This window comes from Streptomyces sp. NPDC004788 (assembly GCF_053601115.1).
Genome location: NZ_JBSGBF010000055.1, coordinates 18,526 through 42,221, shown reverse-complemented (window position 1 = coordinate 42,221; position 23,696 = coordinate 18,526). Strand labels below are relative to the sequence as shown.

19 protein-coding genes are annotated in these 23,696 nt (G+C 70.6%); 11 read left to right on the top strand and 8 right to left on the bottom strand.

What is annotated here, in order from left to right; translation table 11 throughout:
* Positions 1-209: 209 nt before the first annotated feature.
* From ACWEJX_RS23235 to ACWEJX_RS23220, 4 genes are read right to left on the bottom strand one after another with little or no spacing between them, the layout of a single operon-like run.
* A complete protein-coding gene (locus ACWEJX_RS23235; RefSeq protein WP_451609335.1) occupies positions 210-2,393 on the bottom strand; it encodes a TniQ family protein in 2,184 nt (727 codons plus the stop codon).
* Positions 2,390-3,499, bottom strand: a complete 1,110-nt coding sequence (locus ACWEJX_RS23230; RefSeq protein ID WP_451609334.1) for an AAA family ATPase — start codon at positions 3,497-3,499, stop codon at positions 2,390-2,392. Before ACWEJX_RS23230 ends, ACWEJX_RS23235 begins: the two co-directional genes overlap by 4 nt.
* Positions 3,496-5,619, bottom strand: a complete 2,124-nt coding sequence (locus ACWEJX_RS23225) for a Mu transposase C-terminal domain-containing protein (protein ID WP_451609333.1) — start codon at positions 5,617-5,619, stop codon at positions 3,496-3,498. Before ACWEJX_RS23225 ends, ACWEJX_RS23230 begins: the two co-directional genes overlap by 4 nt.
* Positions 5,616-6,221, bottom strand: coding sequence for a TnsA-like heteromeric transposase endonuclease subunit (locus tag ACWEJX_RS23220; protein ID WP_451609344.1), 606 nt, complete (start codon positions 6,219-6,221; stop codon positions 5,616-5,618). The genes ACWEJX_RS23225 and ACWEJX_RS23220 overlap by 4 nt, the downstream gene beginning before the upstream one ends.
* A gap of 597 nt (positions 6,222-6,818) precedes the next feature.
* On the opposite strand from ACWEJX_RS23220, the gene ACWEJX_RS23215 reads away from it, so the two are divergent.
* From ACWEJX_RS23215 to ACWEJX_RS23200, 4 genes are all read left to right on the top strand, one after another.
* Entirely contained in the window at positions 6,819-7,106 is a 288-nt protein-coding gene (locus ACWEJX_RS23215) for a hypothetical protein (RefSeq protein ID WP_451609332.1), read from the top strand.
* Between the two features lie 502 nt (positions 7,107-7,608).
* Complete coding sequence (locus tag ACWEJX_RS23210) at positions 7,609-7,794, top strand: helix-turn-helix domain-containing protein (RefSeq protein ID WP_451609331.1); 186 nt, start codon at positions 7,609-7,611, stop codon at positions 7,792-7,794.
* A 45-nt stretch (positions 7,795-7,839) separates the two neighbouring features.
* A complete protein-coding gene (locus ACWEJX_RS23205; protein ID WP_451609330.1) occupies positions 7,840-9,123 on the top strand; it encodes a tyrosine-type recombinase/integrase in 1,284 nt (427 codons plus the stop codon).
* Positions 9,124-9,538: 415 nt separating this feature from the next.
* Complete coding sequence (locus ACWEJX_RS23200; RefSeq protein ID WP_451609329.1) at positions 9,539-10,909, top strand: MFS transporter; 1,371 nt, start codon at positions 9,539-9,541, stop codon at positions 10,907-10,909.
* A gap of 66 nt (positions 10,910-10,975) precedes the next feature.
* Here ACWEJX_RS23200 and ACWEJX_RS23195 read toward each other — a convergent pair whose 3' ends face one another.
* Entirely contained in the window at positions 10,976-12,829 is a 1,854-nt protein-coding gene (locus ACWEJX_RS23195; RefSeq protein ID WP_451609328.1) for a VanW family protein, read from the bottom strand.
* Between the two features lie 157 nt (positions 12,830-12,986).
* On the opposite strand from ACWEJX_RS23195, the gene ACWEJX_RS23190 reads away from it, so the two are divergent.
* The 7 genes from ACWEJX_RS23190 to ACWEJX_RS23160 all read left to right on the top strand — a co-directional run bounded on the left by ACWEJX_RS23190 (position 12,987) and on the right by ACWEJX_RS23160 (position 20,108).
* Positions 12,987-13,895, top strand: a complete 909-nt coding sequence (locus tag ACWEJX_RS23190; RefSeq protein ID WP_451609327.1) for an IclR family transcriptional regulator — start codon at positions 12,987-12,989, stop codon at positions 13,893-13,895.
* A 46-nt stretch (positions 13,896-13,941) separates the two neighbouring features.
* Positions 13,942-14,262, top strand: a complete 321-nt coding sequence (locus ACWEJX_RS23185) for a putative quinol monooxygenase (RefSeq protein ID WP_451609326.1) — start codon at positions 13,942-13,944, stop codon at positions 14,260-14,262.
* 85 nt (positions 14,263-14,347) lie between these two features.
* Positions 14,348-14,641 (top strand): hypothetical protein, encoded by a 294-nt coding sequence (locus tag ACWEJX_RS23180; RefSeq protein ID WP_451609325.1) that lies wholly within the window; start codon positions 14,348-14,350, stop codon positions 14,639-14,641.
* A gap of 79 nt (positions 14,642-14,720) precedes the next feature.
* Positions 14,721-15,764: a phosphatase PAP2 family protein gene (locus tag ACWEJX_RS23175; protein ID WP_451609324.1), complete on the top strand. Its 1,044-nt coding sequence runs from the start codon at positions 14,721-14,723 to the stop codon at positions 15,762-15,764.
* A 51-nt stretch (positions 15,765-15,815) separates the two neighbouring features.
* A complete protein-coding gene (locus tag ACWEJX_RS23170; RefSeq protein ID WP_451609323.1) occupies positions 15,816-18,041 on the top strand; it encodes an NADP-dependent isocitrate dehydrogenase in 2,226 nt (741 codons plus the stop codon).
* 128 nt (positions 18,042-18,169) lie between these two features.
* Positions 18,170-18,460 carry a hypothetical protein gene (locus ACWEJX_RS23165; RefSeq protein ID WP_403788416.1) on the top strand — a complete coding sequence of 97 codons (291 nt, stop codon included), beginning with the start codon at positions 18,170-18,172 and terminating at the stop codon, positions 18,458-18,460.
* Between the two features lie 127 nt (positions 18,461-18,587).
* Positions 18,588-20,108, top strand: coding sequence for a sigma-70 family RNA polymerase sigma factor (locus tag ACWEJX_RS23160; RefSeq protein ID WP_451609322.1), 1,521 nt, complete (start codon positions 18,588-18,590; stop codon positions 20,106-20,108).
* Positions 20,109-20,201: 93 nt separating this feature from the next.
* Here the strand turns inward: ACWEJX_RS23160 and ACWEJX_RS23155 are convergent, their stop codons facing one another.
* The 3 genes from ACWEJX_RS23155 to ACWEJX_RS23145 form a co-directional block, all read right to left on the bottom strand.
* A complete protein-coding gene (locus tag ACWEJX_RS23155) occupies positions 20,202-20,894 on the bottom strand; it encodes a CAP domain-containing protein (RefSeq protein ID WP_451609321.1) in 693 nt (230 codons plus the stop codon).
* 236 nt (positions 20,895-21,130) lie between these two features.
* Positions 21,131-22,015 carry a universal stress protein gene (locus ACWEJX_RS23150; protein WP_451609320.1) on the bottom strand — a complete coding sequence of 295 codons (885 nt, stop codon included), beginning with the start codon at positions 22,013-22,015 and terminating at the stop codon, positions 21,131-21,133.
* Positions 22,016-22,171: 156 nt separating this feature from the next.
* Positions 22,172-23,476 (bottom strand): acyl-CoA dehydrogenase, encoded by a 1,305-nt coding sequence (locus tag ACWEJX_RS23145; protein WP_451609319.1) that lies wholly within the window; start codon positions 23,474-23,476, stop codon positions 22,172-22,174.
* Positions 23,477-23,696 lie beyond the last annotated feature (220 nt).

The window sequence follows — 23,696 nt, the reverse complement described above, 5'->3', positions numbered from 1 at the left end:
GGCCAGTTGTCCTGAGATTTGTCCACGAATTCTTAGACCCTAAAGGAGCTGTGGATTCTCGGGCTCGACGGCCTGATGTAGCCCGCTGACCTGGCGTTTTACAGCTGGTCTCACAGTGCGGCCGGGTGCGATGCCGAGACGAGCCACACCCCGGCCGGAAGCGAGCCGGAGCACCGATCGCCATGAACTGGTCGGCAGCATCGCCGCCGTCATCTTCTTCTTGGACGGCCCGGGTAGGAACCAGCCGGGCGCAGCCGGACGCCGTTCTTGAGAAATGCGAGCCGGACCGTGGCGAGACTTGTTCGTTCGCGGTCGGCGATGTCCTGGAGTGAAAGGTGGTCTTGTTCGTACCAGGTGCGCCACAGCTCCAGGCGGGTGGCCGTATGTTGAGTGCGACGAAACCGGGGTGGGCTCCAGTCGACCGGGTTTTCGGACAGCAGGTAGATGGCGTGCGCCGTGGTGGTGTTCAGCGCCTGCGCGACCTTGGCGATGGAGAAGTCGCCCGTGGGCACGGCCTGGTGGAGCTGGGTGACGGTGATGCTGTCCGGTTCGGGGCCGGGCAGAACGAGGTCGCGCAGGGCACGGGCAGGGAGCCGGGGAGTCCACTGGAGTGGTTCGTCGATGCCGTGCTCGTCGAGGAGCGCCTGCGCGGTGTGGGTGAGGAGTTTGGCTTCGGCGGGCAGGATCCGCCAGCGGAATCGCTGGTACTGCTGGCGCTGCGCTCCGGCGGCCGGCGCGAGGGCTGGGTGGGCGAGGTGCGGCGGGGAGCCCGACAGGGTGTGGAAAATCCAGCGCTGGGCGTGCGCGACGTTGGGGGCGTGCGTCGAGCGCAGGCGGCGCTGTAGATCGCTCCAGCAGCCGGGGTCGAGGAAGCGGACCTGCGTGGTGAACAGAGCGCGGCGGCGTGCGTAGTCGATGGGGGAACCGTGCTGGTCGAGATGGTCGGCCAGGAGGATCAGGGCGTGCAGGACGTCGGTGCAGTCGCTGCGGCGGGTGACGTCGGCGAGGAACGTCGAGACGTTGTGGCTCGTGACGTTGGTCCCGGTTAGCCGTGTCGCGGCCTGGATCGAGGTGGTGTTGCCAGCGAGCAGGCAGGCGACGGCCAGGAGCTCGTCCGTGCGCTGCGCCACGGGCCTGCCGTTGGGGTGATGCGGGGACAGGCGCAGGGCCCATTCCGGCCACAGGGCGGCTGGCAGCATGCTGGCCCGGGTGTCGTGGTTGGAGGGGGATCTGGTGGAGTGCACGGCGGTGCGGTGGCGCAGCCGGTAGACGGGCATGATCTGTGTCTCGCGGCTGCAGCGCAGGGCTGCTTCGAGGACGGGCGAGAGCGTGCCGCCGACGGAGACGACGCCAGCGGGATACAGGGCGCGGCCGGAGGAGGCCACTCGTTCGATGAGCCACCGGGCGGCATCGGCCGCCTTAGGGATGTCCGCGGCGCACAGGATGCGGAGCCCCGCCGTGGTCGCCACGGCGGCGGCCCCGGCGTCGTCGGGAGCGTAGTAGCTGTGTACGTCACTGCGCCGGGTGTCCGGATGGCGTTGGGAACGTGCAGACAGCGGGTTGGTCCGGTACCGCTCCAGACGATCGAGGACTTCGCCCGGAGCTACAGAGCGTAGGTCGGCGGTCGTCGCGTGGTTGAGGACGAGTGCACCCAGACTTTTCAGGTCCCGCAGCGCCGTCTGCAAGCGCACGCCGCCGGGCCCGTACAGCGGCCATCGCGCCATCCGGTCCGGGGCCGCGAGGGCCGTGTCGATCAGGCGCTGTGTCTCCTCCAGGGCTCCGCCGGGCGTGAGGGCGGTGACCGGGGTGTCGGTCAGGGGGTGGTGGCAGCGCCGTGGTCGGGGGCCGCCGGCCACTGCTGCGCTTGAACACAGGCCGGGGCGGGGTACCTCCCGCCGGGGGTGGGAGCGTAGGCGGGGCGTGCGCAGACAGGCAGGACAGCGGCCGGCGAGCAGGATGTGGTGACGGGTGCAGGCGAAGGACCAGCCCAGTCGCCAGGTTAGCTGCCAGCGGCCACCGGTTTCCTCCAGGCAGGCGGGGCAGAACCGGGACCCTGCCCGTCCCCACAGGGCCTGCCGGTGCACGCGGCGCTGTCCGGGCACGATCTCCACCGCGTGGCCGTCGTACGGTTGCAGGGTCATGGCCGTGAGAACGTCGACGGCTACGCCGGTGACGTCGGTGATGACGGCCAGCTCGTCGGGAGTGGCCGAGGTCGTCCAGCGGGGCAGAACCGGGGCGGCCACGGCCGGGTCACGGTTCGGGAGGCCGAGTGCGCCGAGGACGTCGGTGAAGGGGCAGCTCAGCCGGGCAGCGAATGCCTCCAGCCAGGAGTCCAGAGCCTCGCCCGGATATGGGGCGAACCGGATCGGCAAGGTCCGCCGTGCCGGGATCATGTGGGGGTCCGAACGCCGTGGGGACGGCTGGTGGCCTTCCCCGCCTGGAAGGCGTATTCGAGTTCGCGGCGGGCTTGTTCGGCCGCTTCGTCGTTGCGGACCTGGTCGAGGAGGTCTCTGGTGAGGCGTTCGGTGCCGGTGCGCTGGGCGCGCTGGCAGCCGCGGTTGACCAGTGTCATGAGGGATCCGATGTGCCCGGTGCTGCGGGTGAAGAGATAGTCGGACAGGTCGTCGGCGAGCATGCCGGGATAGGCGTCGGTCAGCACGATGCGCTGTTCCAGCGCTAGCAGGAGCTGACGCCACTGGAGGCGTCCCTCCTCGGTGTCGATGGTGAAGGGCGGCATGTCCAGGCGGGTGGTGCGCCGGCCGGTCTGGGCCAGCGCTGTCTCGCCGACGGCTTCGCCTTCGCTGAACAGGCCCTTGTCCGCGAGCCCGACTCCGACCTTGATCAGGGTGACCGGGAACTCGTTGGCGATCCACTTCAGGTGGTTGCTGACCTCCATCCCGCTGGTCCTGCGCCATTTCAGAAAGTGCAGGTCGTCCAAGATCAGCAGACGTACCTCGCAGGACAGTACGCAGTCCAGGGCCTGGAGCCCGAGCTGGGTGGCGGTGGATGTCTGGCGTCCGGGGTGGCCGAAGAACTCCAGCATCGCCCGGTTCAGGTCCTTCATACCGGTGTTGCCGGTCAGCCCCACCCGGCACACCGGCCACCGTTCATGCCCCTGTGCGGTGAACGGGCCGTGCTCGGCAATCTCACGGCGGTGAAACTCCCGGGCGAAGGCGAGCACCGCAGTGGTCTTGCCCAGACCAGGAAACGCGTCCACCGCCACAGCACCCTTGGCCTTGTCGCCGTCCTGCTGGTTGCTGTCGATGATGTCCCACAGGTCCTCGTGCAGCGTCGCGAGTTGCGGAGTGCGAAGCGGCCCCAGGTTGGCGTGCCACTCACGCCGACCGAGGTCGTACTCCGCCCTCGCCGACAGACTCAGCGCGGCCAGCTGTCCACGGGTGAGCGGGTCCGGCCGGCGCCGGCGTGGAGCGTCAGCGAACGCCTTGAAGTCCTCCTTACGGGACAACGTCGCGCAAGCCAGCGACGGCCGGTCACTCATGCGTCGTCCAGGGCGTCGGCGTAGAAGGCATCGAGCTCCACCTCGTCGTCATCGCCGCCTTCCGGCTCCGCTTGATCCGGCGCCGTCTCTTGGCTGGGGCTGAGCGGGAGACCCTGCCCCAGGGCGCGACAGACGGACGGCAGCGTCAGTGCAGAGGACGTCCCGGTGGTGGGAAGGCCGATGGCGGCCTGTTCACGCGACAGCCGCAGGGCCATGCGCCGCTCGGCGAGGGTGTCGCCCAGCCCCAGGCTCCAGCGTTCCAGCAGGTCGGCGACGGCAAGCCGGTCGTCGGGGTAGCGGTACTTGGCGGCGGCCAGCTTCCGCGCGAACGCCAGCGCGTCCTCGCTCAACGGCATCTCCGCGCTGGGCGCGTGCTCCCAGCGCAGCGTCTGCCACCTGCGGTCATCGGGGTCTCGGAAGTAGATCCGGGTGATGTCGTCGGGATCCACCTGGAACGGCCAGCCGTTCTTCACCGGCCCCCGGTAAGGGCTGCGGACCCCCTTCAGCTTCGTGAGTGCCGGACCGTTGTACCGGCGCCGGTCGATCTCGACCCCATAGTGCTGGACCGTGCGCCACTTCGTCTGGAGGAACTCGAACGCCAGGTCCGGATCACGGGGCGCCTCGATGTACCCGGCCCGCGCCACACCGTGCTCGAACGCCGTGGCCGGCGACATCCGCAGTCCCGGCACCCCCGGATCGACGAGCCCCGAATGCGGCCGGTGGTGATACACCACCGCCACCCACTCACGGACGATCGCCTCCAGCTCATCCAGGTAGAAGAACGCCTCTGCCTCCGGACATTCACCCCTGCCATGAATGTCCGGGCCCTTGTAGCCGGGGAGGGCCTGCAGCAGGTCTTCCCTCAGCGTGCGGAAGAACCGCTCGACCGGTCCCTTGTCCCGCCCGGTTCTGAGCCGTGCCGGCTGGATCGAGATCCCCATCCGCCGGCACACGCTCGTCAGATGCTCCGAGACGTAGACCTTGCCGTGGTCGACGACCAGCGTCTCCGGCACCAATGCCGGTCCCGCGAGCCCAGGCCCGTCCGCGGCATCGACGTCCACCAGCACCGACCGCGGGATCCCGTGCTCCGGCCACACTGCGTGCCGGGGCCAGTCCCGCCCCGCCGGCCTCGGACGGAATGCCTGGTAGAGCACCGCGCTGACATCGACCGCCTTCGTCGACACCGGCGTCACCCGGATCCCGGTGATGCACCGCGTGTACCAGTCCATGCCGATGCTCAGCTCCGCCTGCACCCACCGCAGCGTGACCGGGTCGAACGCGAACACGTCCAGCCGGGTCGAGTCCATCAGCAGGTACTCGCCGGGCCGCGTAGGGCGCAGCTTTCCGTACGCACCCTCCGGACGATCAGCGATGTCCCGGTTCCGCTTCGCACTCAGCCGGAACAACGGATGCCGCCGTTCCAGACCCTCCAGCACCCGAAACGCAGTTGCCCGGCTCGGCTGCGGCACCACCTCCGGACCGAACCGGGCAACCACCCGCGCCCGCGTCCGCTCAATCACCAGTGTCCGCGACGGCTTCGACTGGCCGGTGTGCTCGACCATCACTTCCAGAGCGGTCTCCACCCACCGGTCATCGACCGACGGCTGCCCCGGCACGGACAGACCACGCTTCGAGACGAGCCCGGCCTCACCATGGCACCGAAAGTCCGCGACCCACTGCTTGACCGACCGAACCGATACGCCCAGTTCCCGGGCCTTCGCCGCGTACCTGGCCTCGGCCGGCTCACCCGCCCGGTACTCCGTGCGTGGCTCCCCTTCGCGTACGAGTTCCGGGCTGCCCGAGCGGTAGCCCGTCAGGACCTCGCGGACATGCTCCGCTCGCTCCAGGACTTTCCGGCGCTCGTCATCACGCAGCTGACTCAGGACAACCGAGGCGATCTCCCCGGCATCCTCCGCTGACGGACCGGCCTGGTCAGGAACGATCTCGGCACGGTCGGAGAACAACAGCTCCTTCAAGGACACCCGCCGGACGCACCCATGCCCATCCTTGAGGACCACTTCGTTCCCCGCAGCTGTCGCCGCCAGCTCGACCACTTCGACGGTCTCCCCGTCGTAGCGGAATCGCGTACCGACCCCGACACGAGCCCCGGCCCTGCTCATGCTGCCTGCCACAGGATGTGGGAGGGGCCCAGTGGCTGGTCAAGATCGGTGACGAGTCTCTGCGTCCAGAGCAGATGATGGATGGCTGACCGAACCTGGGAGGCCGGATGCACAGGCAAACACGAAGCAGCCTGCCCCAAGGGCACTCCGTGGAGGTCGGCTTCGCGAAGCTCCTGCAACAGCGCCGTACTAAACAGCCACTCCCTGCGGAAGCCCGCCAGGAATCGGACGTTCTCCAGCTCTCCCGTCGGAGGCTCGCTCCAGACCTCGTACTTCCATCCACGTGCCTCTACCGCCCGCCGGGTCCAACCGAAGGTGAACACGACCTCGGGCCTGGACAGACGATGCAGAGGCTTGACGTCGACGACCACTGGTACCTGATCGGTGAGCAGGAGAAAGTCCGGAACGTGCCTGCGGAGCTTCCCCTCCAGCACGGTCTGAAGCAGGAACGGCTGAGCAACGATGCCATGCACGCTGCGATCGAAATCCGCGAAAAGCAATCGAGCCAGCTCCAGACGCGACTCGTAGATCACGTGGTTCCGCAAGGTCGCTGACCAATAGGTACCCGAGTAGTGCTTCTGCCCTCGGTACCAGCGAAACATCCGCCACGGTGCTGCGGAGGCCAACCGCTTCTCGGATACAGATGACCAGGCGTACTCCTCGACAGCGTCGCCGTTAACGCAGCGCACTCTGGCCACGACTTCCGTAGCAATGTCCAAGACGTACCCCCGTTCAGACCATGGGTCCGTACGACCAGACTGCCCGCCGCCGAGAGAACGCACCTAGCCTAGGAGCGAGGTAGCTCGAAAGGGTGAACACGCCGACCTGCTTGTCTCACGATCGCTGCATAAATGCAGTCGATATGCATCAGGGAGTGAGACTGTGCAGCGAAACTTGAGACCCTACACCTGCGGGGATAGTGGGAATTCGCTCACGGCAGACGTGAATTAGTGGCAAAGGACTGGCGCCTCAGCCGGGAGCCATGTCAACGTAGAACGTCCCGGGGAAACGTCAGGCCGGGACGAGGACGCGCTTCACTGGTGAGGCGAGAAAAGATCGAAAACCCGTACCTGTGAGACTGCCGTGCAGGCATGGTTCCTGATTGAGAGATCCGTCTGCCTGATTCGGCTATTCCATCTGCTCGCTTCACGTCCCTCTTCCTTTTTACCCTCGGAGGATTGAACGCACGGTCCGGGCAAATGTCCGGTGCCTATGGCGAGGTCTCTATCGGACTGTGCGTCTATGTCTGCGCGGCCGGCTACTTCGGCGAGCACCCGCAGCAGCGTATTTATCGCCGCGACCGTGTCGTTCTCGCGCACAGTGCGGCGCGCCCTGGGGTCGCGGCGAGGCAGGCGGCCATGGCCATGAGTGTTCCCGAGCGCCTCGTAGCACCGGTCGACCCGAGATTTCCGACCTCATCCAACGAGGCGGCGCAACATAGCCGACGATCGCCGGTTAGCCAAACCGGCGATCGTGACGACCATTGAGGCGTTCGCACTCGGCTGCGCTTGGCGGTGGAGCCGTAGCGGACGCAGGCCGCTTGGGCCCAACCTCTTTCCTCCATCGCAGGAAAGTTGTGTTCCTGCACGATCTTCGCAGCGACGCAGGGCTGCCGGTTCCTGACGTCTCGAATGTCGGCGCGAGCCGTTCACATCCTCTCGAAAGGGGCCAGCTTGGCCGGCTACATCAGGGTCGTTGGATCAAAAACAAGAAGGATCCCGTTACCGATAGGAGAGAGAAGACCGCTCGCTACGGCAAGGGCGAGTGGTACAAGATCACTTTTTCTTGCGGAGGGCTTCGTGGCCCACCACGAACTTCCCGGCGGCTTTCGGGGGTACAGCCTGACGGCATGATGAGGCGCCAGGTGTGGGCCGCAATATAGACGACGATAGCCGGTTTCCGAACCCGGGATCGTAAGGGTCATGAATCCAGTTCAGCCATGCGTTACCGACAGGTGCCCTGTGAATGGCTCAGCGTTGAACGGAGGTTGTGTTAGTGCACGGTGGTAGATATCGACTCCTTACTGCTGCTGAAGTGGCGGAGTGGTTGAAGGTCAGCGAGGTGACGGTCAAGAACAAGTACCGGGCTTGGGGACTTCGCCCTCAAAAGGTTGGTCGGCTTCTGCGCTTCCGCGAACGTGATGTAGTTGCCTACTCGGAGAGCAAATATGGATAGGCGTCCCTTGTCCTATCTCTCTGCGGTAAAGGGGAAATCTGCAGCTTGGCCCGCGTATTTCAGAAGTGCAAGGAAGACTCCCGGAACGCCTGCTATCCATGCGATCAGACTCGATGCGGTCACCCCTGGACGGTCCGTTATCGCGAGCCCGGTGGGCGAGTTGGGCGTCAACGTGAAAAGACGTTCGAGAAGAAGGGACAGGCCGACGCCTTCGCCGCCAAGGTGGAGCGGGAGAAGGACCTCGGTACGTACATTGCTCCCACTGGTTTGCTCCACCTGCTCGTCGCCGTGTATCGGGAGTTCATCGCTTCGGGCGAGCGGGTCAACGGTACGCGGTACCAGTATGAGACGAGTCTGCGCCTGCATGTGGAGCCCTACTTCGGCAGCGTCCCGATAGGCTCTGTGAGACCGAAGGACCTGCAGGCGTGGCTGAAGTGGATGGTCGAGGAGCGCGGTTACAAGGAGTCGACCGCGATCAACCGCTACGAGACCCTTGCCGGCGTCTTCAGCTTCGCCGTCGCCAACGAGTACATCACCAAGAACCCATGTCAGCACGTGCGAACGAGTCGACGGCGGGCCAAGCGTAGGGCGAAGAAGAAGATCCAGCTGCCGACGCTGGAGGAGATCGAGGCCATCGAGCGGCACCTGCCCAGCTCCTACAAGCTATTGGTTTGGTTGATGGCCGGGTGCGGATTGCGCATCGGCGAGGCGAGCGCTGTGACGCTTCATCAGTTCGACTTCGAGGCGGGCGTCCTCTACGTGGATCGGCAGATCACGCAGGACGGGGAGAACGAGAAGCCGAAGACGGCCCGCCAAAAGGCGATCACGAAGGGACGAGGGCGGGCGCACCGAGTCCGTCACCTCAAGTGGCGCGTTCTGGACGAAGGCCGGGCCATTCCGTTGCCCGCCTTCATTGCCGCCAAGGTGAAGGAGCACGTCAGGTTGCATGGGACATTCCGCGTGGAGGAAGGGCCGAACCGGCTCAAGGGCGACTACCTGTTCTCCAACGTCGGTCGCACGAACATCCTCATGTACTCGCTGGTTGACCGTCTCTGGCGTAGCGCCAAGCGATCGGCCGGCATCACGCGGAAGATCACACCGCACTGGCTGAGGCACTTCTTCGCGTCGGCCGGACTCTCCAAGGGGGTGCCCGTCTCTGACATGGCGGAGTGGCTGGGGCACCGCGACCCCCGCATCACCCTTGAGACGTACGCGCACGTCATGCCCGACGCGCCGGAGCGGCTGAGAAACCTCATGGACTCCGTCTTCACCCGCCAGACCGAACTCACCCTGCCCCTGGAGTTCGACGCGCTGGTCACGGCTGCCTGATTCCAGTCGGCGAGACGTGAGGCCGGCAGCCCCGACGCGGGCTGCCGACCTCACGCGTCTGATCGTCAATGGCCATCCGATCCGTGCGTGAATGCCCGAGTTCAACGCTCCGTAGTCAGCACCGAACCAGCACGGGAGAGGTCGGAAGGGGTGGTGACATGGGGTTTCGGGTCAGCACCAAACCAGCACGGGAGCCAGAACCCTACCTCCAAAGTAGGGCGAAGTGTGCAAACGTGACACCCTCCTGTGGGCGCTGCAAAGGCGCCTCTGGAGGTCCCTGTCGGGACCGGCATGGTGGCCGCCCGCACTCCCGCCCCGCGAACTATGGTGTCCCACCACATACGCGTCTGACCTGCACGTTCCTACGGTGTGGCGACACGAAACAGTCCCCGTCACCCGCTCGGAAGTGGTGCACATGGCCGCCGCAACACACGCCCCCACGCCCCCCGCCTCCCTCAAGCGCATCGTCGCCGCCAGCCTCATCGGCACCACCATCGAGTGGTACGACTTCTTCCTCTACGGGTCGGCTGCCGCGCTGGTGTTCAACAAGTTGTTCTTCCCGGAGTCGGACCCGCTCGTCGGGACGCTGCTCTCCTTCCTCACGTACGCCGTCGGGTTCGCCGCTCGGCCGCTCGGGGCGCTGGTGTTCGGGCACTACGGGGACCGGCTGGGGCGGAAGAAGCTGTTGGTGCTGAGCCTGTTGATGATGGGTGGGGCGACGTTCGCGATCGGGTTGTTGCCGACGCATGCGAGCGTGGGGTCGGCGGCGCCGGTGCTGCTCACGGTGTTGCGGCTCGTGCAGGGGTTCGCGCTCGGTGGCGAGTGGGGCGGGGCCGTGCTGCTCGTGTCGGAGCACGGGGACGCGAAGCGGCGCGGGTTCTGGGCGTCGTGGCCGCAGACCGGGGCGCCGGCCGGGCAGTTGCTGGCGACCGGCGTGCTGTCGGCGCTGACGGCGCTGCTCTCCGAGGCGGCGTTCGGGGCGTGGGGGTGGCGGGTGCCGTTCCTGCTCTCCGGCGTCCTCGTGCTGGTGGGGCTCTGGATCCGGCTGTCCGTCGACGAGTCGCCCGTCTTCAAGGCCGCGCTCGCCGCCGCCGAGGAACGCAAGGCCGCCGCGCGGGACGCCGGACAGGCCGAGAAGCTGCCGCTCGTCGCCGTACTGCGGCACCACTGGCGTGACGTGCTGATCGCGATGGGCGCACGCATGGCCGAGAACATCTCGTACTACGTCATCACCGCGTTCATCCTCGTCTACGCGACCACGCACGCCGGCCTCACCAAGCAGACCGCCCTCAACGCCGTCCTCATCGGCTCGGCCGTCCACTTCGCCGTCATCCCGCTCTGGGGGGCGCTCTCCGACCGGCTCGGGCGCCGGCCGGTCTATCTGATCGGTGCCGTCGGGGTCGGCGTCTGGATGTTCCCGTTCTTCGCGCTCATCGACCGCGGGACCTTCGGCAGCCTGCTGCTCGCCGTCACCGTCGGGCTGATCCTGCACGGCGCCATGTACGCCCCGCAGGCCGCGTTCTTCTCCGAGATGTTCGCGACCCGGATGCGCTACTCCGGCGCCTCCATCGGCGCCCAGTTCTCCTCCGTCGCCGCCGGCGCGCCCGCGCCGCTGATCGCCACCGCGCTGCTCGCGGACTACGACAGCTCCACGCCCATCGCCCTGTACGTCATCGCCGCCGCGGTGCTCACAGTGATCGCTCTCGCCTGTGCCCGCGAGACCCGGCACCGGGATCTCGCGGAGGTCGCCGAGGACGCCCCGGCGCCGGTCCGGGCCGAGGTCTGACCCCGTACGGGGATTGACGAAGGGCCCCTCGTTCCGGGCGAATTCGAGGGGCCCTTCGTCGATCCGTCACTCGCAGATCACCTTGTCCCGCGGCGTGTAGTGGGTGCTGAACGTCTCCCGCTTCACCTCGGTGCCGCCGTTCTTGAAGACCCGGTCCACCTTGATGTCGAAGCCCTCCAGCGGGTCCTGCACCTCGCACTTCTCGCCCAGCTTGCCCCTGCGTTCGCCGGGCGGCGTGACGTTCGTACGCGGGCCGGCCACCGCCTCCACCGAGTCGTACTTCTTGGTGCCGAGGAAGCTCACCGTCACCGACGAGTCCGTCGCGCTCGCCTTGATGTAGATCGGGTGCCCCGAGTCGTTGCGGAACTTCAGGTCCAGCGTGCCCCAGGCCACCGTCGCCTCACGGCCGGCCGGGTAGCGCTCGATGTAGAAGGAGTGGGCGCCGTGCTCGACCGGCTCGACACCGGCGAAGAACAGTGCGTTGTAGACGGTCGTGGCCACCGACGAGACGCCGCCGCCCGGCGCCTTCTGGTACTGGCCGTCCATGATCATGGTGCCGTCGACGAAGCCGTTGGCCTCGGTGCGCTCGCCGACCGTGCGGTTGAAGCTCCATACCTCGCCCGGCTGGACGAGGGAGCCGTTGATCAGCTCGGCCGCGCGGCCGATGTTGACCGTACGGTACGGGGCCTTCGGGAAGTGCACCGTGAACGTCGACATCTGTTCCTTGATGCCGAGGTCCGCGAGGCTCTTCGCGGTGACCTTGGGCTCGGTGGCGGTGGTGGCGATCGGAGCGGTACGGGCCGCGGAGCCCTCCTTGGTGAGCAGCGGCTCCACGGCCTCGCCCAGGGCCTTCGCCGAGACCTGGCGGCCGGTGCGCCCGTCGCGCTCGACGACGACCTTGCCGTTCTGCACGCCGAGCCGGGCCTCGACGGGGCCGCCGGTGAAGGAGTGCAGTGGGCCGGCCACGTCCGGGTCGCGCATCAGCGAGCGGGCGTCGAGCGAGGAGGTGAGCCGGCCGCCGTCGGCCGTCACCTTCAGGTGGTCGCCGAGCGTGGCCGCCGGGATGGACAGCCGCCGGCCGTCCGAGGTGAGGGTGACCGGGCCGGACATCGCGGGGTTCGCGAAGTCCTTGACGAAGCGCGAGACTTCGGCCGCCGACACCTTCGGCTGGGTCACGGAGACCGGCAGCGCGACGGCTGCCGAGCCGCCGGTGCCCGAGCCGTTGGCGCCAGAGCCCCTGGTGGCTGAGCCGCCGGTGCCCGTGCCGTTGGTGCCAGAGGCGCTGGTGCCCGAGCCTGAGGCGCTTGCGCCCGAGCCGCTCTTACCCGCGTACGCGGCACGGAGCGCGTCCACCGCCTTCGCGGTGTCCAGCTTCTGTCCGGTGCGCGGCTGCGTCACGACCGGCTTGCCGTCCTCGAAGGAGACGGCGCCCTCGCGGGCCGTGCGGTCGTTCCGCTCCGCGACGTCCGCGACCGCGGCGCGTGCCTTCGTACCGTCGAAGGCGACGACCGGTTCGATTTCCCGGCTGCTCGACGAGAAGAGCCTGCCGATCACCGTGAACGGGTCGCGGGACGGGTCGGCCGCCCGGTCGGCGGTGGCCTTCACGTCGACCGTGAGGCCGGCCGCCGCCGGGTCGACCGTCGTCGCGGAGTCACCGACGGTGACCGGCAGCGGGTCCTTCCAGGCGGCCGGGGCGGCCGCCGTCAGCCGGGCCGCGGCCTCGGCGCGGCTCAGGCCGCCGATGTCGATCCCGCTCACCCGGGTCCCGGCGGAGATGTCGTCCCCGGTGGCGACGAGGCCCGCCACATACAGCCCGCCGGCGACGGCCGCGACCGCGCCCGTCGCGAGCGCCGCCTTCCGTATGTGGCCGCGGCGCCCGTTCGGGCCCGCGGCGGCGTGGTCGGTCGTGGAGCGGCGCACACACCCTCCCGGTGCGATGGAGAACAAGGGGAAAAGTCCAGAGGAGCCCCTTTCGGGGCATTCCACGACCGTACGCCGAATGGGGCAAAGGGTCTATAAGATCCCTTTTCTTCGTGTGGTGAGACTGCTCTCATCCCTCGCGACCTAAGGTGGATCGGTGCCCACCCCTTCCACCGGCCCCCAGTCCGTCGACCGCGCGCTCGCCCTGCTCGACGCCGTCGCCGACGCCGGCCGGCCCGTCGGAGCCAAGGCCCTGGCCCGCACCCTCGGCTGCGCCCTGTCGACCGTCTACCATCTCGCCGGACCGCTGATCGCCCGCGGGCACCTCGTCCGCACCCCCGAGGGGTACGCGCCCGGGCCGCGCGTCCCGGCCCTGCACCGCGCGTACCAGCGCCACCACGGCATCGCCGACGGACCCATGGGCCCCGTCGCAGGGCTCCTCGCGCACCTGCGCCGCACCGCCGGTGCGGAGGCGTACTTCACCGCCTATCGCGGCGGCCGCATCGCCGTCGTCGACACCACCGTGCCCGTCACCGACGCCGCCCACCCCTTTGCCCCCGGCCCCGAACCGCGCGCCCACGCCACCGCCCACGGCAAGGCGCTGCTCGCCGGGCTGTCCCGGGCGCAGCGCCGCCGCTACCTCGACGAGCACGGCATGGCCCGCTTCACCGACCGTACGATCACCAGCGCCGAGCGCTTCGAGGCGGAGCTGGCCCGGGTGCGCGAGCGGGGCTTCGCGGTGTCGGTGGGGGAGGCGGACCCCGCGTACACCTGCTTCGCGACGGTGCTCCCGGAGCACGGCGGCGGTGACGATGCCGGCTACGGCGACGGCGACGGCGACGGCTACGGCTTCGGCCACGGCCACGGCCGTGCTGGGGGTCGTCGTGACGACGGTGGCGACGGCGGCCGCCGCGGCGACGGGGTCATGCTCGCGCTCTCCGTCTCGCTCCCCACCGCAGACTTCCGGCGCCGGCACGGCGAGGTCCGGGCGGCCCTCGCGCGCGCCGTGCCCCTCTTCGTGCCCCTGCTCGCCGGGACCGCGATTCCGGCCCTGCCGGAATCCTGAGCCGCTCGGCTGGCCAAGGTCCGCAGCCGCGCCCCACGATGGACGCATGATCTTCATCGCCGTACGTTTCACCGCCCGCCCCGAGTACGCCGACACCTGGCTGGAGCGCGTCGCCGACTTCACCCGCGCCACCCGCGCGGAACCCGGCAACCTCTTCTTCGACTGGTCCCGCAGCGTCGACGACCCGAACCGGTACGTCCTCCTGGAGGGCTTCGCCGACGCCGAGGCCGGCGCCGCGCACGTCGCCTCCGACCACTTCAAGGCCGGTCTGGAGACGATGTCGGCCTTCATCGCCGCCACCCCCGAAATCATCAATGTCGACACCCCGCAGCAGGGTTGGGGCCCCATGGGCGAGCTCACCGTCTGATCCACCCGCCCTCGGTCCGGGGCGCCGCGTCCCTGTGGCATGATCACGCCGACCGGGCGCGGCGCCCGGACAAGGGGGGACGTCCATGTCGTGGTACATCGCCATACCCAGTGCCGTCGTCGGGATCGCTGCGGCGATCTGCGGCACCGCCGCACTCCGGACCGGCTGGATCCTGCCCTGGCTGCGCAGCCAGGTCGTGCGCCCGAAACTGTACGGATTCAGTCAACTCCTCATGGGAGCAGGTCTGTTGATCCAGGCTGGCAGCGCACTGGCGGACGACCCCGGCGACCGGGTGGCCGTCTCCGGGCCCGCCACCGGCATCCTGCTGGCAGGTGTCGTCCTGCTCTTCACCTCCCAGCTGACGCGATTCCGCCGCTGAGCTTCCGGCCCGCTCCCCACCTGCGCCGTTCGGGTGCCTCCAGCAGGCGCGTCGGGCCGGCACGCGGTCGAATCGGGGCATGGCACCCTTCGACAGGCCCCGTACCGGCGGCGCCGCGCGAAGCATCGCCGCCGGTGACACTTGGTGGTACGCCGCCGTCGCCGGTGAGGCCGCCGGATCGTTCAGCGCCCGCATACGGATACGCATGCGGCGCCTCTGTCTCACCGCGACGCTCCTGCTGACCCTCGCCTACGCCGGGCTCGTGCTCACCGCGACCGGCCGGCGCTGGGGCGAGGCCGCGATCGCCGGCCGGCTCGCCGATCCCGCCGTCGCGCGCGTCCTGCGCGAGCATCCCTCGCTCCAGTGGATGTCGACGACCACCCTGGTCCTCGCCGTGCTGCTGCTCGTCGGTATCGGCGTGCTGCGCAAGCGGTACGCGCTCACCGGCGCCGCCCTCGGCACCCTGGCCGCCGCGTTGCTCGTCGCGGAGCTGCTCCAGCGGTACGCGCCGGGCCCCCGGCTCGTCGCCGCGTCCGGCGCGACCCTGGAGAGCGGCTTCCCCAGCAGCGCCTCCGTGCTCGCCACCGGCACCGCCCTCGGCCTCCTGCTCGTCGTCCCGCACCGGCTGCGCGGCGTCGCCGTCGGCCTCGCCGCCCTGTGGGCTGCCGCCCTCGGCGCGTACACGATCGCCGCCGGGCACCACCGGCCCGGTGACGTCATCGCCGCCGACCTGCTCGTGCTGGCCGCCTTCGCCGCGCTCGCCGCGCTGCTCGCCCGCAGGGGCAAGGTGCGCCCCGCACGCCGGCGCGGCCTGCCGCCGAAGCGGTTCCTGGTCACCGTGCCGCTGGCGGTGCTCGCGCTCGGCGGGCTCGCCGTCGGCGTGTACCTGCTCGGCGACTGCCTGCCCGGCACCGGACCGCTCCCCGCCGAGCTGCCGCGGATCGCCCACCGCTGCGGCCAGGCCCTCGCGGCCGGCACCGGCGCCGCCGTCGCGCTCGCCCTGCTCGGGCTGCTGCGCCACGTCGATCTGGACCCGGGGCCCGCTCCGTACCGCCTCGCGGGGCTCGTTCCCGAAGATCGAGAGGACCCCTTTCCCGAGGAGCCCGATCACGAGATATCTTGATGTCGAGCAATCTTGCAGACGCAGACGCAGACGTGGAGCGGAGCACACCCGGTGACTGACTCGACCATCATCTACACGCACACTGACGAGGCGCCCGCCCTGGCGACCTACTCGTTCCTGCCCGTGATCAAGGCGTACGCCTCGACCGCCGGCGTCAACGTCGAGACGCGTGACATCTCCCTGGCCGGGCGCATCATCGCCTCCTTCCCCGAGCGTCTCGAGGAGGGCCAGCGCATCGCCGACGCCCTCGCCGAGCTGGGCGAGCTGGCGAAGAAGCCCGAGGCCAACATCATCAAGCTGCCGAACGTCTCGGCCTCGATCCCGCAGCTGAAGGCCGCGATCGCCGAGCTCCAGGCCCAGGGCTACGCGCTGCCGGACTACCCGGACGACCCGAAGACCGACGAGGACAAGGACGTCCGCGCCCGCTACGACAAGATCAAGGGCTCGGCCGTCAACCCGGTCCTGCGCGAGGGCAACTCCGACCGCCGCGCCCCCGGCGCCGTCAAGAACTACGCCAAGACCCACCCGCACCGCATGGGCGCCTGGACCCCCGAGTCCAAGACCAACGTCGCCACCATGGCCGAGAACGACTTCGCCTCCACCGAGAAGTCGGCCGTCATCGCCGAGGACACCACCCTCCGCTTCGAGCACGTCGCCACCGACGGCACCGTCACCGAGCTGCGCGGCCCGCTCAAGGTCATCGCCGGCGAGGTCGTCGACGCCTCCGTGATGCGCGCCGCCGCCCTCAACACCTTCCTCGCCGAGCAGGTCGCCCGCGCCAAGGCCGAGGGCGTGCTCTTCTCCGTGCACCTCAAGGCCACGATGATGAAGGTCTCCGACCCGATCATCTTCGGCCACGTCGTGCGCGCCTTCTTCCCGCAGACCTTCGCGAAGTACGGCGAGGTCCTGGCCGGCGCCGGCCTCTCCCCGAACGACGGCCTCGGCACCATCTTCAAGGGCCTGGAGACCATCCCGCACGGCCTCGGCGACGAGATCAAGGCGTCCTTCGACGCCGAGCTCGCCGCGGGCCCGGCCCTTGCCATGGTCGACTCCGACAAGGGCATCACCAACCTGCACGTGCCGTCCGACGTCATCGTCGACGCCTCGATGCCGGCCATGATCCGCACCTCCGGCCACATGTGGGGCCCGGACGGCCAGGAGGCCGACACCCTCGCCGTCCTCCCGGACCACTCCTACTCCGGCGTCTACCAGGCCGTCATCGAGGACTGCCGCGCCCACGGCGCCTTCGACCCGGCCACCATGGGCTCCGTCCCGAACGTCGGCCTCATGGCGCAGAAGGCCGAGGAGTACGGCTCCCACGACAAGACCTTCGAGATCGCCGCGGCCGGTACCGTGCGCCTCGTCGACGCCGCCGGCAACACGGTCCTGGAGCAGGAGGTCGCCGAGGGCGACATCTTCCGCTCCTGCCAGACCAAGGACCTCCCGATCCAGGACTGGGTCAAGCTCGCCGTCACCCGCGCCCGCGCCACCGGCGCCCCGGCCGTCTTCTGGCTGGACGAGAACCGCGCCCACGACGCCCAGCTGATCGCCAAGGTCAACACGTACCTCGCGGAGCACGACACCGAGGGCCTGGAGATCAAGATCCTGTCCCCGGTCGAGGCCACCAAGTTCTCCCTGGAGCGCATCCGCCGCGGCGAGGACACCATCTCGGTCACCGGCAACGTCCTGCGCGACTACCTGACCGACCTCTTCCCGATCCTGGAGCTCGGCACCAGCGCCAAGATGCTCTCGATCGTCCCGCTGATGGCGGGCGGCGGCCTCTTCGAGACGGGCGCCGGCGGCTCCGCCCCGAAGCACGTCCAGCAGCTGGTCAAGGAGAACTACCTGCGCTGGGACTCGCTCGGCGAGTTCTTCGCGCTGGCCGCCTCCTTCGAGCACCTGGCCACCACCACGGGCAACGCCCGCGCCCAGGTCCTCGCCGACACGCTGGACCGCGCCACCGGCACCTTCCTCAACGAGGACAAGTCGCCGACCCGTCGCCTCGGCGGCATCGACAACCGCGGCAGCCACTTCTACCTGGCCCTCTACTGGGCCCAGGAGCTGGCGCGGCAGACCGAGGACGCGGAGCTCGCCAAGGCCTTCGCCCCGCTCGCCGAGGCGCTCGGCGCCAACGAGCAGAAGATCGTCGACGAGCTGAACTCCGTCCAGGGCTCCCCGGCCGACATCGGCGGCTACTACCAGCCCGACCCGGCCAAGGCCGCGGCCGTGATGCGCCCGTCCGCCACCTTCAACGAGGCCCTCGCGACCCTCGCCTGAAGCGTGAGCCGAGCCGCGGTGACGCTCAGATGACGCCGCGGTGACGCCCGACCGCCCCGGCCGGACAGCTTCCGGCCGGGGCGGTCGCGTCGGTGGCGCATCCGGCGTACCGGTGTGAATCTGGATGGATGAGTTGGGCATCATGGACGACCGCCGGTGTCTACACCGGGCGTGGCGGGGTGCTGACCGACGAGGTCGGTGTGCTCACGGGCGATCTGACCGTGCACACCACCTACATCGACGGCGAGGCACGCGTGGCCGTGCAGTACAGCGGCGCATCCGACTGGTTCACCATGTCGGGAAGTCCGGTCCCCTGCGGATCGGAGGAGGCGAGCCGGGACCTGCACGACCTGGTGGTCGCGGCCGTGCGGGCAGGGGGCCAGGCCACCGTCCCGACCATGCCGCACCTGTCGGGGTAGTGGCATAGCGGTCCCCGGCCGGAAGGCGGGACGGTAGAAAGTGTTGTCGTGACCGCTCCCGGCGGTCTCCTGACCGGCGGGCCGCACCGGCGGCCGGCCGAGTGGGAGACCAGGGGAGAGTCGGGACATGAACAGCGTCGAGGACCGCACCGCCATGCTCGTCGAGGCGGCGCGGGCGGGTGACGCACGGGCCGGTGACGAGCTCGTACGGGCGTTCCTGCCGCTCGTCTACAACATCGTCGGCCGCGCCCTGGACGGCCACGCCGACGTCGACGACATCGTCCAGGAGACGATGGTCCGCGCCCTCGACGGCCTGCCCGGCCTGCGCGACCCGGCCCGCTTCCGGGCCTGGCTGGTGGCCATCGCCATGAACCGGATACGGCACCGCTGGCGGGAACGCCAGCAGGCACCGCTGCCCGGCCTCGACCATGCCGAGGCCCTCGCCGACCCGGCCGGCGACTTCACCGGCCTCGCCATCCTCCGCCTCGGCCTCACCGGCCAGCGCCGCGAGGTCGCCGAGGCCACCCGATGGCTCGACGAGGACGACCGCGAGCTGCTCTCCCTGTGGTGGCTGGAGGCGGCCGGCGACATCGGCCGCGCCGAACTGGCCGCCGCCCTCGACCTCCCGCCCAGACACGCCGCCGTCCGCGTCCAGCGGATGAAGGAGCGCCTGGAGACCGGCCGCGCCGTGGTGCGCGCCCTCGCCGCCGTGCCGCCCTGCCCCGCACTCGCCGAGACCACCACGGCCTGGGACGGCCGGCCCTCCCCGCTCTGGCGCAAACGCCTCGCCCGCCACCTCGACGGCTGCCGCCGCTGCGCCCCCGCCCGCAGTGGCCTCGCTCCGGCCGAGGGTCTGCTCGTCGGCCTCGCCCTGGTGCCCCCGCTGGTGGCCTGGGCGGGTCGGGGCGCCCTGACCGATCTCACCGACCTCACGGTGAACGCGGCGCAGACGGTGGACACGGCGGACACGGGGGACGCGGCGGCGTACGAGGGGCCGCCGACGCCCGCGAGGACCGGGAGCGGTCCGCGGCGCGGGCTGCTCGTCGGGGCCGGAGTGATCGCACTGCTCGGCGCCGCGGTGCTCCTCGTGCCGGGGCTCGGGCCGGGGGAGCGCGGCGCGGGGCGGGCCGCGGCCGCACCGGACCCGGCCGTCACCACGCCGACCGCACCCGCGCCGAGCCGCACCCTGCCCGTGCCGGCACCCCGGCCGTCCACCACCGCGCCGCCCACGCCGAGTCCCAGCCGGACCCGGGCGCCCGAGCCCAGTCCCGAGGAGCGGGTGAACCGGCTGGTCAACCGGCATCGGGCGGCGGCAGGCTGCGGCCCGCTGCACATCGACCCCGAGCTGTCCGCGGTCGCCGCCGCGTACGGCCGGGAGATGGTCCGGCGCGGCTTCTACGGGCACCAAGGGCCCGGCGGTTCGGATCCGGGCGGCCGGATGACGGCCGGCGGCTACTCCTGGAGCGCCTGGGCCGAGAACCTGGCCCGCGGCCAGGCCGACCCCACGACGGTGGTGGCGGACTGGATGGCCGACCCGCCCCACCGGGCCAACCTGCTCGACTGCCGGTTCCGGGACACCGGCGTCGCCGCGGTGCCCGGCCCCGACGGCACGGTCTGGGTCCAGGACCTCGCCACGCCGCTGCGCTGACCGGCCGTACCACGGGCCGCCGGTCTGCGATCACCGGGAACCGACCGCCGGCCGCCGACCACCGACCACCGCGCGCCGGTCAGCGGGCGCCGGTCAGCGGCCGGTGGCGAAGTCCTGGACCCACCACGGGCCGTTGCCGGCCAGGTTGACCCCCACGCCGATGTCCTTGAACGCGCAGTTGAGGATGTTCTTGCGGTGCCCCTCGCTCTTCATCCAGTCGCCCACCGCCTGCGCCGGCGTGTGCGGACCGCGGTGAATGTTCTCGCCCCAGGAATCCCAGTCGTAGTGGGCGGCGGTGATCCGCTGGCCCGCGTTCCGCCCGTCCGGGCTCTCATGGGCGTAGTAGCCGCGCTCCGCCATGTCGTCCGCGTGCTCCTGGGCCGCCTCCCGCAGCTTGGGGTCGGCGCGCAGCGGCTCACAACCCGCCTTCTGCCGCTCGCGGTTGGCCAGGGTGACCACCTGGGAGACGTACTGCGCGGCGGTCCCGGCGGCCGCCGCTTCCGGCGCGGACACCCAGGCGACGACGGGCCGCACGACCGACACCTGCGGAGCCGAGGAGAGCGGCGGTGCCGGGGCCGCGCCCGCGTCCGCCGGGGACCCGAGCGTCATCACGTACACCCCGGTCGCCACGGTCATCGCCGCCGCCAGCGACCCGGCCGTCGCCACCGTCGTACGGAACGACGGGCGGCGCGGTCCTGGCCGCCGCCGGTGCCGGCCGCGCCCGGCCCGCCCGGCCCGCTTCCGTGGGAGGGACGTGTCGTCGGGTTCGTACGCGTCGTGCCGCATGAAGCTCCGTTCCCGGTATCGGATCCCGGTATCAGAGGGATCGGACTGATCGGAGTGATCAGACGGCGATATCACTTTCCTGCTCCGGCGGACCCGACACCGTTCGTCAACCGCAAGCGTCAACCCCGCGCCTCAAACTCGCACGTCATACCCGCGCGTCGAACTCGCACGTCATAGCCGCACGTCGGACCCGCACGTCAGGTCCGAACGTCGGACCCGCACGTCAGACCCGGGCGTCAGGCCTGCTCGTGCGGCACGACGGCGACCGGGCACGGCGCCAGGTGCAGGGCCGCGTGCGCCACCGAGCCGATCCGCTGCCCGAGCGCGCCGCGCCGCGCCCGCCGCCCCACGACGAGCAGCCGGGCGGACCCGGACTGCGAGAGCAGCACCTGCCCGGCGCTGCCCAGCTCCACGTGCTCGGTCACCGGTACGTCAGGGAACCGCTCCCGCCACGGCGTCAGAGCCTCGCGCAGCGCCTTCTCCTCGTACGGTACGAGCCCGCCGGCCTCGTCGGCGAGTGCCAGCGAACTCGGGCTGTACGCGATCAGCGGCGGCAGACTCCATGCCCGCACCGCCCGTACCGAGGCCCCGTGCGCCGCCGCCGTCTCGAAGGCGAAGCCGAGCACGGGCGCGCTGTCCTCGGGGCTGCCGTCCTGGCCGACCACGATCTCCCCGGGCGCTTCCCGCTCGGTGACCGTCTCGCCGTCGCGGGAGCGGACGGCGACCACCGGCACCGGGGAGGCGGCGATGATCTGCTGGCCGAGCGAGCCGAGCAGGAAGCCGGTGAGCGCGCCGTGGCCGCGGGAGCCGATCACGAGCAGCTCGGCCTCACCGACCGTGCCGAGCAGCGCGGCCACCGGCGTGTCGCCGATGACCTGGGCGGACAGCGGCAGCCCGGGGTGGCGCTCCGCGACGGCCGTCTCGGCTCCGCGCAGCACCTCGCGCGCCACCTGCTGCTGTGCGGTCGGGTCCTGGTCGAGGGGCAGGGCGAGAGGTTCCCAGCGCCAGGCGTGCACCAGACGCAACGGCAGACCCCGGTGCGCCGCCTCACGGGCGGCCCACTCCGCCGCGGCGAGACTCTCCGGGGAACCGTCCACTCCGGCGACGATCTCACGACTCATCAGGCTGCCTCCGTCGGTTCGCTGTCGGGCCCGCCGGCTGCGGACCCGTATGTCTCCAGTGTCTCCAGCTTGGGCTCATCGGCCGCGGCACGGGAGGTCCGGAGGTCCCGACGTGCCGAGCCGTCCGGCCCCCGTCCGCACGCGCGCGCCCGCCGGTTACGCCAACAGGGTGAGCCGGGCGTGGGTGCCGTGCAGGTAGTGGTCGCCGATGTCGCGCAGCCGGTGGTCCGGGGAGACGGGGGCCGTGAGCGCGCGGACGTTGCGCCAGAAGCGGTCGAAGCCCGGGCCCGTGGGCCCGCTGCCGTGCGGGTCGGCGCCGGTCGCCTGCCGGGGCGCCTGGTCGACGAGTTCCAGGACGCGGGTGGTGATGTCCATGGCCGCCCGGTTGGCGACCGTCTCGGCCGCCGCGACCAGGACGGCGATGTCGGCCCGCTCCTCGACGCCGAGCTCCCGCTCGGCGAGCAGCCCGTGTGCGAAGGCGTCGGTGGCCCGTTCCACCACCGCGGCGGCGGTGTGCGCGGCTGTGGCCAACTCCCCGTAGGCGAGCAGGAGGTACGGATCGTCCCCGGGTCCCGGCTCGACGGACCCGTCCGGTTGCCCGGCGGCGGGCACCGGTCCGGCCTGGGTGGCGCGGCTGATGTCCCGCGCCTCGGCGAGCGCCCCCTCGGCGACGCCGAGCCCGACGTGCACCAGGAGCAGCCGCAGGGCGAGCGGGGCGAGCGTGGAGTACGGCGCGACGGCGTGCTCGTCGTGAGGGAGCGCGCCGAGCACGTCGGCAGCCTCGACCGGCACCCGGTCGAAGGTGACGGTGCCGGCCCCGGCGAGGCGCTGGCCCACCCGTTCGGCGTACGGCTCCGTGAACACGGCCGGGTGCGCCGGGTCCACCAGGACGAGCAGCAGGTCCCCCGTCTCCGTACACCGCGCGCCGACGACGAGCCGGTCGGCGACCGTCACCCCGGAGGCGAACGAGCGCCGCCCGTCGAGGACGTAGGCGCCGCCGCCGGTTGGGATCAGGTCGAGCCCGCCCGGAACGGGTTCGACGGCCCCGGCGAGCAGCCAGCCCTCGTCGACGGTGCGGGCGAGGAGGTCCGGGGCGGCGGATCCTGCGGCGGAGCGGGAGCCGGAGCCGGGGGTGGGGCCCGGGCCGAGGAAGCGGGAGGTCCAGGACAGGACGCAATGGTGGGCGAGGAGTTCGCCTATCGAGCCGTCCGCCGCCGAGATCTCCCTGACCACCCCGCACGCGGTGTGCCACTCCGCGCCGCGCCCGCTGGGCCCCGGCGCGGTGAGCAGGGCCGGCAGGCCCGCCTCCTGGAGCCGGGCCACCTCGTCGAACGGCGCCTTGCCGGCCCGGTCGCGGGCGAGCGCGTCGACGGCGAGGTCGTCGGCCAGCTCGCGGGTGACACGGGGCCAGATGGCGTCGTCGCCGGGGCGGTCGAGCGGCGCGGAGGCGGTTCGTCGCATGGACTTCTTCGGCGTTCTCACGTCACCTCACCGGATCCCCTTGTATTCCCACTGGATTAGTAGGGATAGTGGCAGAGGGACGTCGTGACCCCCAAGACCCGTCCGCATCGCGGACATCGGAGTCTCGACCTGTGGGCGAGGCGCTCACGACCTGCGCGTTTCCGGGGACTTGGTGATGCGGGGTGGTGCGGTGGTTCGTGGGTGGTCAGAAGGCGGACCG